General features: G+C 46.5%; 13 protein-coding genes. 1 reads left to right on the forward strand and 12 read right to left on the reverse strand.

Annotated features, from left to right (window positions below; all coding sequences use genetic code 11):
- The first annotated feature begins 10 nt into the window (after positions 1-10).
- A complete protein-coding gene (locus tag F1728_RS25560) occupies positions 11-205 on the forward strand; it encodes a hypothetical protein (RefSeq protein WP_155366405.1) in 195 nt (64 codons plus the stop codon).
- A gap of 481 nt (positions 206-686) precedes the next feature.
- Here F1728_RS25560 and F1728_RS25565 read toward each other — a convergent pair whose 3' ends face one another.
- The 12 genes from F1728_RS25565 to F1728_RS25620 form a co-directional block, all read right to left on the reverse strand.
- Positions 687-1592: a hypothetical protein gene (locus tag F1728_RS25565; RefSeq protein ID WP_155366406.1), complete on the reverse strand. Its 906-nt coding sequence runs from the start codon at positions 1590-1592 to the stop codon at positions 687-689.
- Positions 1589-2389, reverse strand: coding sequence for a hypothetical protein (locus F1728_RS25570; RefSeq protein WP_155366407.1), 801 nt, complete (start codon positions 2387-2389; stop codon positions 1589-1591). Before F1728_RS25570 ends, F1728_RS25565 begins: the two co-directional genes overlap by 4 nt.
- Positions 2390-2509: 120 nt before the next feature.
- Positions 2510-3013 carry a YfaP family protein gene (locus F1728_RS25575; protein WP_155366408.1) on the reverse strand — a complete coding sequence of 168 codons (504 nt, stop codon included), beginning with the start codon at positions 3011-3013 and terminating at the stop codon, positions 2510-2512.
- A 71-nt stretch (positions 3014-3084) separates the two neighbouring features.
- Positions 3085-3645 carry a DUF4339 domain-containing protein gene (locus F1728_RS32755; protein WP_228030884.1) on the reverse strand — a complete coding sequence of 187 codons (561 nt, stop codon included), beginning with the start codon at positions 3643-3645 and terminating at the stop codon, positions 3085-3087.
- Positions 3646-3650: 5 nt separating this feature from the next.
- Positions 3651-4505 (reverse strand): MotA/TolQ/ExbB proton channel family protein, encoded by an 855-nt coding sequence (locus F1728_RS25585; RefSeq protein WP_228030349.1) that lies wholly within the window; start codon positions 4503-4505, stop codon positions 3651-3653.
- A gap of 67 nt (positions 4506-4572) precedes the next feature.
- Positions 4573-5367: a GYF domain-containing protein gene (locus tag F1728_RS25590; protein ID WP_155366410.1), complete on the reverse strand. Its 795-nt coding sequence runs from the start codon at positions 5365-5367 to the stop codon at positions 4573-4575.
- 28 nt (positions 5368-5395) lie between these two features.
- Positions 5396-8356 carry a hypothetical protein gene (locus F1728_RS25595; protein WP_155366411.1) on the reverse strand — a complete coding sequence of 987 codons (2961 nt, stop codon included), beginning with the start codon at positions 8354-8356 and terminating at the stop codon, positions 5396-5398.
- Positions 8357-8424: 68 nt separating this feature from the next.
- On the reverse strand, positions 8425-10989 hold the full coding sequence (locus tag F1728_RS25600; RefSeq protein ID WP_155366412.1) for a GAP1-N2 domain-containing protein: 2565 nt from the start codon (positions 10987-10989) through the stop codon (positions 8425-8427).
- A gap of 26 nt (positions 10990-11015) precedes the next feature.
- Positions 11016-12269, reverse strand: coding sequence for a hypothetical protein (locus tag F1728_RS25605; RefSeq protein ID WP_155366413.1), 1254 nt, complete (start codon positions 12267-12269; stop codon positions 11016-11018).
- Between the two features lie 439 nt (positions 12270-12708).
- Positions 12709-15327, reverse strand: a complete 2619-nt coding sequence (locus tag F1728_RS25610; RefSeq protein WP_155366414.1) for a GAP1-N2 domain-containing protein — start codon at positions 15325-15327, stop codon at positions 12709-12711.
- Between the two features lie 760 nt (positions 15328-16087).
- The gene (locus F1728_RS25615) at positions 16088-16372 is read right to left on the reverse strand and encodes a hypothetical protein (protein ID WP_155366415.1); all 285 of its coding nucleotides are present in this window, start codon (positions 16370-16372) and stop codon (positions 16088-16090) included.
- A 347-nt stretch (positions 16373-16719) separates the two neighbouring features.
- Complete coding sequence (locus tag F1728_RS25620) at positions 16720-17391, reverse strand: hypothetical protein (RefSeq protein ID WP_155366416.1); 672 nt, start codon at positions 17389-17391, stop codon at positions 16720-16722.
- Between the last annotated feature and the right edge of the window lie 797 nt (positions 17392-18188).

Below are 18188 nucleotides of genomic sequence, written 5' to 3' on the forward strand. Positions count from 1 at the left end.
AGGATTAGAAATGAAAAAACTTGAAATTGAGATTAAATGTCCAAGCTGCAGACGCGTATTGAAGCAGCAACTTGATCAAATGAAGCATGGTAGATCACGGCGTTGCACTTGTGGGTGTGAAATTGTTTTTGAAGGAAACGATGGTCCGAGTGCTCAGCAAGCACTTGATGAATTTGAGCGCGATTTGAAAAGAATTTTTAAGTGATGCTTATAGACTGTGAGTTTCTTCCAATAATCATTCATGTAATGACACCGAAGTAGAAACTCAGCCTTCGTAAAGAACTTCCGGAATGTAAGGATCTAAACATAGTGTTAATCAAGTTATTTGTATGTCAGATGTGTGGCTACCGATTCGAAGTCAAAGTCCTTGACCGCCGAGACCCTAACGAAAAGGATATTCCTGGTTCTCCGATTTGCTGTGATAAGTGCGGTAGTGCACGGGTGGAACCAATCCGAGTTATTCGACGAGCTAGTTGAGTGGCAGGTTGTCGTAAAAGTTAACTGTAGTTATCTGATACCATTAAAGTCATTCTAAGCGAACGGCAAGAATGAGTCTGAGGACTTCATCGCAGTAGTCACAGAGCACAGCTTCGGCTGCTCAGATTGGGTATTCTTCCCTACGTCAAACTTTTCCTATCGCTAATTGCTTCTAAAGAAGCAATTGGAAAAAGAGTCAGAAACAAACGCTATTGTACATTTTTAGCATTCTGGGCAGGGCCGATATACACTTTCTGATCTGGTGTGTATGGCTCCAGACGATATTCAAATCCTTTTTGAACCATTAGGTCTTTTAAAACGGCGAATTCTTCAAACGAATCGGGAGAAACAAAAACGGCAATATAGTGTTGGCTGGGCTTGAAGTCAGCCAGACGTCTTTCAAGCGATTCCTGGATGGCGTTGTCGCCTTTCGAGATCTTTATACCGGCTGAGGAAACAGGTTCAATGTATGCCCCTTGGGGGCCTGTTTTCTCAACCACTTCATTTGTGTTGGGAACATACGAGCCTTCTCCCATCTTTCTTGCGTAAGAAGACAAATACCCCTCGCGTAGAAAAAACACCATTTCAGTTTTGCTGGTTCTTCTTAATTTTGGTAACTTAGCAGCCTGGGTTCGCGTTTCCACCTCCGTCCGAAGTCTGCTCAGCAGCGAGTTATATTCCTCTTTCGCCTGGGCGAGTGCATCGGCACTTTGTTTTGACTCTGCAGCTACTTTGTTAATTAAGGTCTGATCTTTGCTGATATTGGCGAGCGCCTGATCTTTGCTCTCTTGTAACCGGGTTAAATCTGCATTGAGCTGTGTCCATTTTCGAACGATCATTTTTGTATCAGGATCGACAAACTGGCTTTCAATGCTCTGCTGTTGATCAATCGCATTTTTGAGCTTCTGGATTCGCTCCTGCGATTTTTGTAACTCGATCTGCATTTCCATCAGTTCTGCCTCATCGGGCGGGGTGACCTGAGCAGCATCGCTGGACATGTTGATCAGAATCACGACCAGAATTGATATAAACAACACGCCCCCAAACGTATTGCAAATCGTATCTAGTAGTAATTCGAGGCTATTGCCCTCGCCGGTACGTCGCGTTCGACTCATTCTAAGCCACTCCCTGCGCCTGTTTGCGGATCGATAGCTTTTTGGTTCGCGGAGAGTAAATCAAAACCGACGTCATAATTCTTTTCTTTAAGGTGAGGCAGGAGGGAATGGAACTGCTCTATGCCATCAGGTTTGATTAACAAAACAAAATATTGTGTTGCTGGATTTCTGCCTGTCAGCCAGTCCTCGAATTGGGACACATTGGAAAACTGAGATGGTACCTGAGATTTTCCCATTTCAGCCACACTGATTTTGTTTGCAGTGAGTTCGACAAGCCAAGGCGTTTTAGATGTCCCTTCAGCAGGGTTAAAAATAACACGGTTCTCCTGCTTCATCTTCTCCAGTCGTTCTTTCAAATCCTGGACTTGTCGTTGGATTTCTTCCGTTTTATATTGTTCTTCTCTAATTTGATCCTGCTGTTCGACCGCCTTGTTTCTTTCAACTTTAGTTTCCATTTGATCTTGAGCAATACTCGTATTTTCCTTTTGCATGACTTCTGTGAGCTCAGTCAGTTCGTTGATTTGTGTTTGCAATCGAGTAGGGGAGAATCGGGTAAGATCTTCCAGCTGAGACTTTCCAGCATTGAATTGCTTTTCCAGATCTTCGACTTCTCCTACAGCATTTTTCAGCTGAGAAATAATCTCACTGGTTCTTTCTCTGGGAGACATTTCCTGGCGTTCCATCATTTCCAGTGACAGAATCAATGTAATCAGGATCATAATGCCTGTTACCGACATGATGATGTCTTGAAAAACAAAAAGTGAAAATGCTGATCTATTTTTACCACGTCGAGACATTGCAGATCTGTAAAAATTCGATGAACTGAGTGAAACGGACAGCTATGTTTGTAATCAAGAAAATGTCCGGGGATGTGATGACGCAAACAGCACAATCAACTCCACATGCTACCAGGACGTTTAACGAGATAATTTATCAATCTGCATGGCAGGCTCTCCTGTACTGAGGGTTCCTGAAAACTGTCTGCTTTTCCCATCCTCAATGATCCTGACAGTAAACCTGGTTGGATCGGGGGATCCGTGTCGACTGTAATGATGGACAAAGACACGATAGATTCCATTCTGCATACCTTTGGGAGGCCAGAAAATGTTTTCGACCGGACGAGTTGATTCGCCTCTGACATTCATGTCAACATCCAGTTCGCCCCCATCAGCAGATCGCCTGTGGTCGAATGAAATCCGTTCACCAGAGGGGCATAACACATGCAAATCCAGATCATTTCTGTTATTCCAGATCAGAGAGATCTGAACTTCACCGGTTTTCCCTCCCTCGCGTTCAACTCGCTTATTGATTTCCTCGTTATTCCCTGAGAAATTCTCATTACTGGGGCTGGCTGTCACCAGTCGACTGGCGGTGAGCAGGCCAGATGCAGGTGGTTCTTTGTCAGTCCTTCCATTTTTCATTTCAGTAGGTTTCGGCTCCTGGGACACTTCCTGTGATACTTCCTCTGGCGATTCAGCTATCGGAGTCGGGGCTACCACACTGTCTCCGCTCGCTTTCGATTCTGTAGATGACGGCAAAGTATCACCGGTCCCTGTCTTTCCTTTTGGGCCTTGTTCGCCTGACATTCCCGTTCCCTGGCTTTGTGAGGATGTTGATCTGGCAACTGTCTCCGGCTGGGTTGGGTCTTTCCATAAAAAAGTATCAGCAGCAATAGTAACAGCAGCAGAAGTCCCCCCGCCAGCACGCTGAAAATGACATTCTTCTGACTTCGATTGCGATGTTCCGCCGGCAGAGGGGGAAGATTTGTTTTGTCCGGCGTTTCATCAATGAAATCAACGATTTCAGAACTGATGTCTGATTCCTCTTTGACAGCGTTCGGTTTAATTAAAGTGGCAAGCTCAATTCTGGAATGCGTCAATCGTTCTTTTGAAAACAGTTCACGAACAGACTCTGCTCGGACCCAGCCGCTCTGATGCTCGTTTTTTACCAGCGAGCCTGGGGTGATCTGTCCCTTGTTTTTCAGGTAGATCAATTCATCCAATGAATAAGGACCACATTCTGTTTCATCGGATTTAAAGTACCAGCCGGTCATGTCGCTCAATTGTCATTCTGAGTTTCAAAGGGCATGATGCGAAGTTTATTGACTATGTTCGTAATACAGTATTCAGAACAGGAATCGAGAAATTCCTCCTCTGATTTTTTCAGGAAGGTAAGTATCAGTTGAATGAAGAGTGCTGCGATCAGTGCCTGTAAAGTCGTCTCGAAAGCAGTCGCCAGTCCTCCCGTTACCCCTTGTAGTGAAGTCTTGATCTGACTTAGTTCTTCACTGGTCTGAAGAACTTTTCCGAATCCGCCAATTGCTTGAGATAGTCCAAGTACCGTTCCAATAAATCCTAAAACCGGAATAGCCCAGATAAAACCGCTCAAAAGAGCGTAACTGGTTTCCATTGAAGATTCATCGTGTACCGCCTGCGAACGTAGAATTTCGTCAACGTCAGTAACTCGTCCCAGGTTTCTCAAATTAGAGAGAGCGATTATGATCCGATTGAAAAGTACAAAATGCCTCGGATCATCAACACATTCATAAATATTATCAATTACAGTATCCACTGTGGTTGATGACAACACAAAACTCGTATCAGAGGGAACGACAATATAAGCCAGACTTTTCTTTTGAAAGGAGAGCTTCCGGTACTTAATAAACAAAATCGATAGTGACCAGAATGAAAAAAAACAGATCAGGTACGGAATGAAACCACGCCTAGTAAACATTTCTGCGAAAAACGTTCCTTCCAGAGGAATGAGCAGCGCGTAGAAAACGACTGTCAAAATTACTCCCAACAGAATAGAGAGTAACGTATTGACACGTGTGTATCTTCCTCCTTTGAAAGCGAAACGCTGTTCTATATCCTGACGTGACCAGGAAAGAGGAACTTCAGTGGTAATAGCCAACAATCCTCCCGGAATATTTTTATGTAAAGCTCAAGTTGTCGAATTGATAGAGCAGTCAATGCTGGAACTACGAACTCGCCGCGATGACGCCGATTAGCATTAACACGAATAGAATAATAATTACGATCAAACAAACGAAAATAACTCCATATCCCAGCATCAGGCCTGCCATTGCCATACCACGACCGCTGAGTCCTCCTCCAGCCTGTTTAATCTGCTTGAGAGCGACATGACCAAAAATGACAGCCAGAATGCTCCCTAACAAAAACAAAACATTGAAACCGACCAGCCCCAGAACCAGACTGGCGACGGCCATTGGGGCTGTTCTCGTAAATTCAGACTGCCGGGTATTATTCACCTCTACAGCATTTACAACTGGAATAACTTCAGATTTCGGCGTTGCAAATAAACCAGGAATTTCACTGCCTAATTCCCACTCATCCATTCCTTCCTGGCATACATAATCGTTCGGTTTCAGGGCACCGGATGAGGCCAATGACTGAAGCTTTGAAAATGAAACTGGTCCCTGACGTTCTGAATCCTGTGAATAATACCAGTTTTTCTGATCGGTATCTGGTGCTTCCACTAACTCATATGAATCATTCTTGCTAGGAGATTCTGTTAGTTCGTCTTCTGCCTGAAATTCTAAGACTGTTTCTGTTTCCTGCTTCTTACGGACTTTGGGCTGCACTGAAGCTGGAAACAAGTCAGGACGTGAAGAGGCGCGAGTCCAGTTGATACCATCTTCGGATATTTCATTGTGTCGTCCAAAACGACCACGATTCGCTTGAACCCTGATCTGCTCAGCAGTGAGTGGCCCTTTTACATTTCCACGAATTCGTATGAAAAATTGATCTGACAAAGTATTCTGTCCTCATATTTTAATATGATCAGTTGGAATCCAACTGACGTGTCTTCTGGTCCGACTTCATCGCATCTTTTACATAAAACACAGGACGGCCTTCCTGTAAAGCAGATGAAGGTCCTGAAAGGGTTACCTTACCTTTATGAACTTCTCCAACTTTTACGATTTGAACTGTTTCAGACTTAGGGTAGATGGCAAATAAATTCTTGTTTTCCGACTCATCAGGTACCGTTTTTGTTTTACAGACCCACTTATCTTCTGCTTTATCTTCAATCATCCAGCCATACCACTCATATTGATTTGCGAGAACAGGATTCTTCCATTTCGCTTTATATGCTTCTAATGATTTGAGAGCGGTTTTCGGGTGTTCCATTCTGTCCAGAACTCGTATTGCTTTTTTTCTGGCGAGATTGCTGTGGATGTTCTCTGGATCGATCCAGTTCACGGTAAAATCAAGATTGGAATTCGCTATCAGATCTATGTGGGAAGTAAATTCCTGCTTGATAAACAAGCTGCCCTGGGATGCCACTTTTAAGATACTCTCGATCAACTGAAGTTTGAGAACCGGTTCCATCTCGGTATTTTCAAACAGCAATACCAGGATCTCGATGAAAGTCGTCTCCCACCCTTTTCGATCAAGGTCGGTCATCAGATCCTGTGCTGAGGAGCTGAATACTGCCTGTGGCGCAGCATAATTGACTTTTTCACTTTGGGGGGGATATTCAATATTTTCTTTTTCAATACGTTCGACACCACCAATTTTGACTAAGTCGAACCCTTCCAGATAATTAACCACTAGCACCGAGCCACTTGATCTGGGGGGTTCCTTGCAATAGTACCTTTTGCCATCGATTGTTCTGATCATCAGCAGGTTGGCGACAGTTTCATTGTTGAACACATTATTTAACTGATTTTGTAACTTCTCGCCGCTTTCAGAAATGCGACTATTTACAGAGTGCAGCATATCGAGCAATGGCTGAATACTTTCTGCAGCTGGAAAGCTTTTATATTCTTCCTGTACTTTTCTGGCTTCGCTTTCCCAGGCCTTTGATTCATCTGCGGAGAGTGTCCCGAAATCAGTTCGTGTGCTGCGATCGATAAACTGATTCCAGGCATTGACCCCGACCCAGACAGTAAACTCGTCCTCCAGAACCTGCTGAAGGGCTTTCCCGCGAGCCGTTTGCCGAGCATGAGAATACTTCTCCAGGGCTGATTTGTACCTGTTGCGATCTCCGATCGAATCTGTAATCTGTGACAGAGCCCGGTTCTCCCGCTGTTTTTCCAGCGTGGTAGTGACCATGGAATTCAGGGAGTTGATCAACGGAGGTACCAGGACCGCGTATTCCGCACTCACACGAGGGCGGTCATTGAGCTCGTTTGCCTGTTTTAAAAGATTTTGCAGTTGAGTGAGATTTTCCTGGTCAGCATCAGCCATGCTTGATTTTAAATTGTCTAAATCTGCCCTGAAGCGACTATCTACCTCTTCCTGCATTCCGGACTGTTTTTCATTCACCTTACGCGTCAATTCAAGAATCTGACCATACTCTGCATCGGTGATTGCGACTTCTTTCGCTTCGTCCAGGCATTTCAGGGCGGCGGGCATATTCTCCCAGCTGGCGTTCAAGACACCCCGGGCGCGAGCGTCATCAAGGATATTTTGAAATTTAACTTGCCGTCCGCTCTCTGCTTCAATCGCAAGCTTCATCTCTGCCTTGAGTTTCTTAATATCAGTACTCTCCGCAACTCTCTGATTCTCTGATTCCAATTGATCGAAGTAATTGGATACTTCTTTGAAATTTCCCGTCTCCCTGGCAGACTCAAGCAATTCGGTGGCAGCAGCCACTGATGTGGCCAGTTCTTTATTATGGATCTGTCTGACAATCAGGTAGGTTATCCCGGCGCCGATCAATAAGACTCCCATCGCAACACAGGAAATGATTAACCGCCCTTTCCGCCGAGCTGCGAGTTCCTGGTATTCGAGGCGTTCCGAAAGTCGCCGATGTAATACGTCCGGAAGCGCTCGATCGTTTTTGACAGCCTGATAATAATGTCGCTCCAGTTCTTCTTTGGGGAGCTCAGAATCTAAAGCCTGTTCCAGCTGCGAAAGTGCTGTCTGATAGTCTCGCTCCTCTTGCTCCTGCTGATCTTCCCGATCCAGCCATTCCAGAGCTGGCCCTGCCAGTTCCCATAACTGGTCGTCGTCTGAGAGATTGGCAATCGGAACCAGAGCATTCCAGCGCTGACGCAAACTGCGCGCGGTCTGAAGATTAAAATCACTGAAAGCCGTCGTCAGGCCTTCTTCGATTGCTGTCATTTCTTTGCGTGCCTCTTTGGCGCGCAGCTGCGAATGGGTGGCGGATACCTTTGAAATCAGTTTTTTCGGAGGTCTTTCCAGCCAGTTGGGATCGAGCAGTTCCTGTTCTAGTTGAGCCAGCTGTTTTGAGTCCAATTGTTTTACTGCCGTATTCGCTTCATCTTTGAGCTGATTTTGACGCGCGCGTTCGAAATCGTGCAGATCGTCTTCCCAGATCGGGTTGCTCTGGTCAGCCTCTGCCAGCCGGCGCAGAATCCCAATGCGGGTTTTTAAGGGACTGCGTGCCAGGGCATGTAATCGATTTAAACGCATGAGACCATTTAATGGTTGCTCTTCTGAATATGCTTCATTGAGGTCAGCAGCAATATCAAGTTGTAATTCCGGAGGAGCCGGCAGATCGAATTGCGAAATATAATCGACCCAGACCTCACGCCCGGGGAAGTCCAGAATCGCGACGATATCCAGCAGATTCGGGGCGATTTCACATTTTCCCAGCGCCTCTGTCCGTAATCCCTGGTGTAAAAGGTTTTCACATTCCCGCAGCCGTGTATTGGTCTCTTCAACAGCACTGACGAATCGCCCCTCCAGGGCCTCCAGTTCTTCCTGTTCCGCATCGATGTCCGAAGACAGAATCGACTGGATCTCTTCAATAATACTTTGCTGCTCTCTCATAGCTTTTTGTCCCTGACGGAATCATCGTATCGTTACAAAAGTCGTAATTGGTTCTTTGTTAAAGGAAGCTACTGTTTCTTGTTACCGGGGCTGGTTTTGATAATCACCACCTTCTCGCCTTCGATTTCGATAAACAGTTCGTAATTGATGGTCACGTTCTTCTCTAACTGGTCGAAGAGTTCCAGCATTTTGTTGCACCATGACAGGTTCTTTTCAGAGAATTCTTTTCTCATACCATATATGTTTTTTTTGTTATCAAGCTTCTTTAGTGAACTCTCATTGTTTTTTTGTATATTCTTAGCATCCTTAATACTTGTTAACCCAAAGAAATTCAGATAGTCGATATGAAATGTTTTAATATAATTAAAAGCTTGCTGATCTTGCTTAGGTAGACTGGAGTCACTTTCAATCTTACTGATAATGCTCTGGCCCTCTTGTACTTTATCTTGTTGAGCAGCTATCTCTTTCTCTATCTTGGAAAGAAACGATAGACTTGAAGTGATTCCTTTTTTGCAATCATCTATTTTACGATCAATATGCTCCAAAGAAGTGATTTCATGCCATTGTTTTTCTTTGTGATTGCTATCAAGTTCTTTGCCAAATGCTTCTGCCTGAATAGAAATTCCGCTCTCTGTGTTGCTGTCGATATTTTCTAAGCTAACGATCAGGTCAAGAAACTTTTCAGAGTCCCCTTCAGCCGTAGGGTCGAAGATGCTAGCCCGGTACTCACCATTTAGTTTTAGGGGAGTTGGTGCTGGAACACCGAATTTATTGAACCCAGCTAAGCGTTTTTGGGATATTCCCTTAATGGATACAAGAAGCTGTAGATATTCAGAAGGGGGGAAAGGTCTGGCTTCTGGCGGAAACTTAAATTTCTCCTTTTTGGAGTTAAAGCTAAGTTTTAACGGCTTGGGGTTGAGGGTGATTGGTTTCGATAGACGACAGAGCACAGAATCGCCACCAGCGGTGATTTTTAGCAGACAATATTTCAAATATTGCCATTTTTCAGGAGGTTCTTTCCCCCAAACGAAGCTAAGTGAGTTGTTGATTAACTGAAATTTTCCCACCACTTTCTGACCGAAACCACTCCCAGACTTTTTGATCACGTTCCATTGCCTTACTTTATCTGAGATCGGTTCCAGTATAAATTTACTGCCATCCCCTAGTACGATCTCACTTCCTAGAATCTGCAAATGACAACCCTGTCTCTCTTTAACAAAGACCTTAGTGAGCTCGAACGGATCACTGCTGCTATTCAAACTATGGTCATTGGAGGGCAAAGGAAGCACCCGGTGATGTTTCTTACGAACATCTTCCAGCGGTTGTTTCACTATTATTGGTGATGTGCTCACTTTAGGTTTTTCGGCTTCAAGAGGGGAATGGTCAAAGATGACAACTTCGGTTGTTTTAACCTCTTTTTCAGGAAGAATCAGTTTTGGAGCCTGCTTCTGCCGGGCTTGCTCCATGACCTCCAGGGCTTCTTTATTCTTTAACCTCGGTGCTGTCTTCGGTGTATGGGCAACCGTTTCCGGATCCTGGCTCTGTTCTGGCATAAACAGGTAACCGGCTCCCGCGCTCAACAGCAGGAGCAAAACGACTCCCGCACCAATCAGCAACTTACGCCCCCTTTTTTTCGGCTTCTGGAAATGTTTCTCCAGAGGGGGAGGACCGGAAGCTCTCCGCGTCTTCTCAATAGGAGGTGGCACAGGAGGAATCGATTCGGAGATATCGGGAAACTCTTCAGTAGAATCCTGCTGTACAATTTCTTGAGGTGGAATCAGTGCCGCTTCACGAAATTCGATCACAGTCTCTGTATTCTGCTGCTGGGGAAGTTGCCCCGTCCTTGCCGCTTCAACCAGTGTTCCTTCCGGAGCAGTTCCCAGATCAGCACAGAGGTCAATTACCTGCATCCGTGGATTACGCCGGGCGGCGTCTGCTTCCAGTGTACCATCCAGCACAAAACGCCACTGACAATCCACGCCCGCGGGCAGCTTTGTGAAATAGGTGCTGAAGGTGACTTCCCAGCGTTTCTTTTCCGATAACAGCTGTAAGGCCTCGGCGACCAGTGCAAGCGTGCTGCTACCAGCCTCGACAGGAAAGATTATTGTCTGTGTCTGATTCTTTCCTTCCAACACGGATTGTGCCAGAACACCTGCCCAGCCCGCATCGCACCAGCGCGACCAGCTGGTGCATTGGGTTAGCGGAGGGTGGTCGCCGCTTAAATGATGGCAGTTCATTTCAGTATAACGGGTTTGAGAATCCCATTCTTCGACACAGAAACCAGGCTTCTGCAACTGGTAAGCAGGGCCTGCGGGGGGACGTTCAGAACGCGTCAAAGCCACATGGTGGGCCAGCTTGTTGGTACGCCCTGTGTAGTCCTGACCGGCATCACAGATACGGGATAAAACCGAATATTCCTGACCGCCGACCGTGACCTTCAGATGGGAGTAGTTTACCGGATTCAGATGCGAGTTTTCGTCGTGTACCGCAAATGCGTGGCGGTAGCCGCTCAGGGATTCCAGGCGTTCGGTCAGGTTCCGGGCCATTCCCTGAGTAGCGATCACGGTACAGAAGCCACGGCTGCTAGGCTTCAAGCCTTGAGGGGCGGATGTGTAGACGATCTCCTGACTCATGTTAGCGAATCCCTGAATAAACGCGGCTATGATGGTGAGGAAGAGTGGTCCCGATCGGTCGTCTTTTGCCTGGTTGACGACGATACTTTCTTTTTCTGTTCCCCGTTTTTAACCGTTGCGATCAGGCCAGGTACAGAGCGGTGGAGGGCATATAGCATGGGAATTTCAATCCACATCGACTTGATATCCTTGGGACGAATACCCAAATAGCCTGATTCTTCAATCAGTTCAGGAGCTTGCCCCTGAGCGCTTGCTGGAATGTAGATCACGTCTGACGAAAAGCCTTCTACAGCAGAGACCATTTCCGGAGCATACTTTGATACGATTTCACGTACCTGCCTTGAAATATTGCGTAACTGCTTTAGATTCAGCCCCTGATAGGCAGATTGCGTGGCGCTGGTCACCCACTCTTCTTTCAAAGGCTTCCCACTGGCCAGGGAACACCAGGCATCATATTTGGTGACCACAACCACCAGGGGACGATCATCCTTTTCATGCGCCGGCAACCCCTTATAGTTTCGGATCCGGTTTGCCGCTTCCTGGAAGACCAGGTCCTGACGATTACTCCAGACATTCTTCAAAATCTGTGGATCCTGGCTTTGATCTTTACAGGCATTTCGGAACTTGGGGTGCTGTGTCGGATCAAACAAAAAGAGAAGAACTCGCGATACCGCCAGATGCTGAACCGGTCTGTTTGCATTTTCATTTCCCGGAAGAAAATGTTCGCCCGCATTGTCATACAGGCATAAAGCACGTGCGAGTCGTCTGCTGTGGGCACCGTACTGGTGTCCCGCTTCTGGTTGGATGGGAAAGACGAATGGTTTCGGATATTGCACAGTTCTCCCAGATCCATAATTGACTGTCTCGTATAATTCCCCGCCTTCCAGTTCTGTTTTTCGGAGCGCAACTAATTTATCGTCGTCAGAATTGAGAAACAGTTCTTCTTCATAATTGATTAAAAGCTGGTTGGCTTCAGGATCTGCATCACCAAAACTAAGGCCGAACTGACTGCTTAATATCGACCGTAGTTTCCAGGTCATGGCTGCCAGAAAATATGATTTCCCTGAACCGGGGGCACCCAGAATTGATATAAAGAATGGTTCCATTTCCAGTAATTGTCGGGGGATCAGCAGGTGACATTGCGGGCAGGCGAGCTTACTGCACGGGACTCCCTTAATATCCAGGGCCTTCCCCTGAACGTTGAAGCGTGTGGGGAGAAATCGCTGTTGAGCATCACTGCCCAGAAGGGGATCGCCTGTCAGATCTGAATGGGCAGCCACCCAGAGTATCTCTTCAGGGGGGAATTCATTCCAACAGTGGGGACAGATGACTTGTTTTAGCAATGTTTGAGCTGTTTTTTGCCCACGACCCGTCGACACAAATTTTCTCCCTCTGAACGATCACTCAAAGGAAACTTCCCCCCGACCATTGATATAGAAATCGTAATAATTAACGTAAATCTAACAGGATAAATCTGGCTACAGGGTGAAACAAAAGTCTCCAGTGGCATATATACTAACATGCATGTCCATCAGAAACGAGAGTTTTGATATGATTTTCTGGGGATGTGTTGCGTATCGATCATTCCAGGTAGAATTACCTGATTTTTGTGCAAATCAGAACAATTTAGTCCTTTCTCAGCTGACAGGAAAGAACTAAAAATGAATCACCGGAGCGAGGCTACTGTCTGTGGATGTTCCATTTTTTGATCTTCTTGATCTAGTTTCTTTTATCAAACTCATTTATCCAATACTCAATGGCCTTGGGATCATCAGTATCAGAGGGATTAGAAAATCGAGATTTTGCGTGTTGCTTTCGAGTAATTCGTTCAAGGTTCCAGATTACAAGAGCTCTTGATAGATAATCGCCTACTTTCAATTGTTGGTTGCCATATTGCAAAATCTTCTCGAAATAAATGTCGCGTTTGATATTTTGCAAAACCGATTCTGCTCGAACGGTTCCACCTTCATTAAAGACGTCTTTTTTTAACCGTGTCGTGTCTCCGCGAATCAAGTCCAATAAATTCTCTGCGGTTTGAAGGCGTCTCCAGGAATCCTCTAATTCTTGGGGTAGCTCTGGTTTCTCTTTTTTTTCCGCTTGCTCCTTCTCGGCATGATAGGCCTTCAGCTGATCCTCATACTCTGTTCTCAATTCGGAAATTCTGGGAATTGATTCTTCTGGTGTCAGCCGTCTATTCACCGCCTGCCAGACCTGTTCTTCCAATTTTTCCTGAGCCGCTTGATCACTCTCGGGTAGGCTGACCAGTTGCCAGTTCAGCACGCCTACAAACTCAGGCCATGATTCTGCTAGTTCTTGATCATTCTCTGATTGCATCAGAGCCTGAACCACAGGGTCTACCTCGCCTAGCAGTCCCAGCCCCAGGGCCAGCTGGGCTTTTTGCTGCCCCTGCGCCTGATCCAATTTTTTCAGCATAATCCGTTTCAGGTTGCGATAGTATTTTTCAGATCTCGGATCAGAGGATGCTGCATTTTCTGAAGACAGGGCGGAAATGATTTCCCGTGAGAGAATTAAATTGCTCTCTGCCTGTTTCACTGCGTCTTCATATTTTCTGTTTTTCGGCAAAAACTTGTTGTTTGAACTGAGAATAATATTACCCTTTTTCTTGAGATAATATTTCTGTTGTTCCAGCTGGCTAACACTGGGAGCCAGTGGGACAATCACGTCCAGTTCCGCAGGAATATTCGAAGGAAAGCCAAGTGGAATCATTTCAACCTGATCTGTTTGCCCCGCGACATTGACTTTGATCTCACGAGTTTTCTGGCTCTGGTTTGTCACAGTAATCCGACCATAATTCAATGAAATGGTGGGAATTGTTTTATTGCCTGTATCCGCTTCCTGCGCGGGTATGGGTAATTCGATTTCCGATTTCTCATGGACAGTCAGTTCCAACTGCCCCGGAAGATGAATCGTCACCCGGGACATTGGCAGCACTAACAGTTTGCCTCCAGTGAATTGAGGGGACGTACCATCATCCTCTTTCTTGTTACCAGTCTTATTAAAATCTATGTCCTGATGCTTGCCAAACACGAGATAAGTATCGCGCGGGTTAACTTTCCCGACCTCCCGAGGGGGGGCTGTTGCTTTTGTGACCTCCGCTACTTTCGGTTTATCTGCAACCAGTGGAGACTCTTCGATGGTCGGTGTTTCAACCTTAGTGACGGCGGCTAGATGTTGCATTTTTTTCTCAGCCGCCTCTGCCTGGGCTTGCTCCATCTCTTTCAGCTTTTGTTTGTTCTTCATTTTTGGTGCTGAAGTGGGAGTTTGGGCAACTTTTTCCTGATCATTGTTCTGCCTTGGCATTAACAGGATACCTGTTCCCACAATCAACAGCAGAAACAGAACCACGCCTGTGCCAATCAGCAGAGACCGGCCCCGATTCGATTTCGTTTTCTGAAAATGTTGAGCCAGAGGAGGAGGGCGTTTGGAAGAGGTAGCTGCCACCGGTGATGCTGGTGTCGGGCTGGGATCAATTTCTGTGGTATTTTTTACCGCCTCAGTTGTCTGCTGTAGAGGAAGATGCCCCGTCCTTGCCGCTTCAACCAGCGGGCCTTCTGGAACGGTCCCCAGATCGGCACAGAGGTCAATCAATGGCATTCGCGGATTACGCCGGGCGACTTCTGCTTCGGGAGTATCGTCCAATACAAAACGCCACTGACAATCCACGCCCGCGGGCAGCTTTGTGAAATAGGTGCTGAAGGTCACTTCCCAACGTTTCTTTTCCGGCAACAGCTGTAAGGCCTCGGCTACAAGGGCAAGCGTATTGCTGCCGGCTTCGACAGGAAAGATAATCGTCTGCGTCTGATTTTTGCCTTCCAACGCGGATTGTGCCAGCACACCTGCCCAGCCTGCATCACACCAGCGCGACCAGCTGGTGCACTGGGTTAGCGGAGGATGGTCGCTGCTTAAATGGTGGCAGTTCATCTCTGTATAACGGGTCTGAGAGTCCCATTCTTCGACACAGAACCCAGGCTGCTGCAGCTGGTGAGCGGGGCCAGCGGGGGAACGTTCAGAACGCGTCAAAGCCACATGGTGGGCCAGCTTGTTGGTACGCCCTGTATAGTCCTGGCCAGCATCGCAGATACGGGATAAAACCGAATACTCCTGACCGCCGACCGTGATCTTCAGATGGGAGTAGTTGACAGGATTCAGATGGGCGTTTTCGTCGTGTACCGCAAAGGCGTGGCGGTAGCCGCTTAGAGATTCCAAGCGTTCTGCCAGATTCCGGGCCATTCCTTGGGTGGCGATGACGGTACAGAATCCACGGCTCCCAGGCTTCAAGCCCTTAGGCGCGGACGTGTAGACGATCTCCTGGCTCATGTTAGCGAATCCTGCATCTGAGTGACAAAATGATTAGGTAGGCTTTCGGTATTCATTGAAGCAAATCAATAGGTCTGACTCGGATCACGTTTTCTAACTGGCTTCAAAATCAGGAGCTTTTATACCTCCTGAGGAAAACAGAACCAGACTTACGTATACACTACCATAGAATCGTACACCCTCTCAAGTGGCTTTTGGGAAGGTGTGATTATTCGTCAGGCGTTCTCTCATTCAGAGCAGGAAGAGGGCTCATTTAATTGGGCAATTGTGCTTTTGCCCCCGGGAAACTCATCGTGGTCTGTTTTCAAAAACTTAAACAAAACGTATGCTCATTCTACCGCTTTCAGATATGCTTCAAACGTGTAGAGTTGTCGTAGCAGGTGAGAGCTTACATGGTCTGTTGGAGCATTGAATAGGCGCTGGAAGACAACATCTTCGGCTTGGTTGAGGTTCTTGAGCTTGCCCCCGGTCTTTCATGGCTTCGAGGTCCATCGTTGTTAGACGGCCAACAGACCTGTGAGATCGCCAGAGGAATCGTTTCCCTAACAAGTGGGTGGAGCTGACTGGTTTCGCTGCCGCTTCTTAGCAGTTAACTTTGTCGTTATGGCTTCTCAAACCGCTCCGGTTGCATCGATCTTAGCATTTTGCGTTTGACCGTAAGGGCGTTGCTCAGCACCTGCTCTCGAAACTGGTGCTAAATTCCCCATGAAAACGAGCCGAACGGTTGAGGTATTGCGGTGGTGGTCAAGAACCTTTGGTTTCACAATACGACCGATCCACCACTCTGGTTAATTGCCTTGTTCTGCGTTTTTGTGGCTTTGAACTCTCGCGATTCTTTGGATGCGGCGATCTGCTTACGTAGGCTTTCGATCACGTCGTCGCGAGGACCGTAGGTGAACAATGCCGATCCCCATGTTGCGACAGCATTCGCATCCAGTGGATTATCTTTTGGCCTGCCTAATTCAGCGATATAGATCTCGGCAAGAATCCGGTGGATTTCCGTTGCATCAACTTTTGCAGTTTGTAGGTCGATGTCAACTCGCATCGGTGAAACCGACTGATGTTTCGAGCCGACCGAAAGATGTTTCCGAAAAAACGTTCGACTTCTCGGAACACTTGTAGTGTTTGCTTTATTATTGATTAAATAGTGCAGGCTGAAGTCAGTCCAGACGGAATTATCATGGTCGTGTCTGAATCCGCGAATACGTATGGCTTCCCCGCACACATATTGAGTCCGCTTTCTGGGGCGTATAAACGCATTTGAGAAAACGTTTGAGTATATCGAACGAGGACAGGAGTAACGCCCTTCCTTCACCGGGTCTCGGAAAACGACGTCGGCTTCGAAACCCACGCGGCTCGCGGCTCCGTGTACAACAGATTGTAATGCAGAATTTATGACTTCGACGAGTCCATGCCAAACTGAAACTCATTAACTAACTGGCCATAGTTAGAGTGCCATAGGAGCTTGAATCGTGGTAACCAATAGTTGCCATAATGTGTCTGACAAAGTTCTTTGATCGCGTCGATCTTGTCATTTTTTTGGCCATAGACTAACAGTACAGCGCCAAAATAACCCATCTTATCCAAAAATATTTTGAGTTTCAGCAGATCACCCTCAATTTCTTTTATAGGTGCCGTGATTGGTTTGACTTCGGTAACGGCAATATTATGGTTACCTTCTCCGGGGCGATGAAGTACAAAATCCGGTTTCAGGCTTCCGATGTGTTGTGAATAAACAGTTCCAGCTTTGTCAAGTTCCGCGTTCAGGTAAAGTGATCTATCGAAGGCATGTCCTTTAGTCATCGAACAGCGGAGTTGATGATACAATTCGTAGCAGTAGACTCGTTCGCGATATATCCATTGAGTATTGAGTTCGACATCATTCGCAGAATCCTCAATATTGGGAATGTGGAAGTATGGCTCTAAAATCCGGGGGGCCGATTCTTTAACGAGTTTCAGAAATAATTCAAAGTCGGTCTGGCGGAGAATACCATCATGAGCGGCCTCGTCAACGGTTTGTTCGTGTTTGGGCGTCAGGTACCCAGAAATGTTCGTTGTGCCCATGGCAAAACCTTTGCAACATACCGACTAAGTTTTTTGTTATTTTGGTATAGCATTCAGCCTCTCAGCCAATTATCTGATCTCCATATCTATTCGGTCCCGATTACAGATCTGGGTACCAACGCGCTGGCCAGCATGTCAAATCTGAAGCAGCTTGGTTTGAACAGTACCAATATCAGCGATGCCAATCTGGCCCGCCTGAAGTAAGCCTTACCCGATGCAAAAATTACCGTCAAAAAATAAACACTGGTAAAAACTATCGATTACGCTTCGCAAGCGTTTAAAATGCGGTTTGTCGAGATTCTCTTCAAGCACAAATGAGACATCAACTTATTTCAAGCCAATTTGGGATTAAGCAAATATTCATCTTTTATCGTTTGTAAAAAATGGTTCGTTTGCCTTGATTGTACGCGAATCAACGAGTTTCGTTAACAGAATCTGCATATTTGCGGGCTCTCGTAACCAATTGTCGGGGCAACACACTCGATTCCTTGTTGGACGCTGTCGTCTTGCCTTGTGGTAGTTATCCGGACGTTTTTGTGAAGCAAAAAGACCGTGTCGGAGCGGAGCGAAGTCTGTGAATGTTACGCGTAGATATCGTTTCCTGCCTCCGGCAGTTCAACAAAACTGAAAGGAAGCAACTCATTGTATAATTCTTCCCGCCAATGCGTAATCAGCTTGTCTTGGACGTGCCGCCAGCCCGTCCCGTCCAAGCCTCTGTAAGTCCCTTCGTTGCCATCTTTTCGCCAGTCACGCGGCAGTAGGCATACTCGACCTGGAACATAGCTTCTATCATATTC

Source organism: Gimesia benthica (assembly GCF_009720525.1).
Taxonomy (GTDB): domain Bacteria; phylum Planctomycetota; class Planctomycetia; order Planctomycetales; family Planctomycetaceae; genus Gimesia; species Gimesia benthica.

What these genes read in the sequence shown, in the direction of transcription:
- F1728_RS25560 (WP_155366405.1), top strand. Translation starts at nt 11, where the DNA reads ATGAAAAAACTTGAAATTGAGATTAAATGTCCAAGCTGCAGACGCGTA.
- F1728_RS25565 (WP_155366406.1), bottom strand. Translation starts at nt 1,592, where the DNA reads ATGAGTCGAACGCGACGTACCGGCGAGGGCAATAGCCTCGAATTACTA.
- F1728_RS25570 (WP_155366407.1), bottom strand. Translation starts at nt 2,389, where the DNA reads ATGTCTCGACGTGGTAAAAATAGATCAGCATTTTCACTTTTTGTTTTT.
- F1728_RS25575 (WP_155366408.1), bottom strand. Translation starts at nt 3,013, where the DNA reads ATGAAAAATGGAAGGACTGACAAAGAACCACCTGCATCTGGCCTGCTC.
- F1728_RS32755 (WP_228030884.1), bottom strand. Translation starts at nt 3,645, where the DNA reads ATGACCGGCTGGTACTTTAAATCCGATGAAACAGAATGTGGTCCTTAT.
- F1728_RS25595 (WP_155366411.1), bottom strand. Translation starts at nt 8,356, where the DNA reads ATGAGAGAGCAGCAAAGTATTATTGAAGAGATCCAGTCGATTCTGTCT.
- F1728_RS25600 (WP_155366412.1), bottom strand. Translation starts at nt 10,989, where the DNA reads ATGAGTCAGGAGATCGTCTACACATCCGCCCCTCAAGGCTTGAAGCCT.
- F1728_RS25610 (WP_155366414.1), bottom strand. Translation starts at nt 15,327, where the DNA reads ATGAGCCAGGAGATCGTCTACACGTCCGCGCCTAAGGGCTTGAAGCCT.
- F1728_RS25615 (WP_155366415.1), bottom strand. Translation starts at nt 16,372, where the DNA reads ATGCGAGTTGACATCGACCTACAAACTGCAAAAGTTGATGCAACGGAA.
- F1728_RS25620 (WP_155366416.1), bottom strand. Translation starts at nt 17,391, where the DNA reads ATGGGCACAACGAACATTTCTGGGTACCTGACGCCCAAACACGAACAA.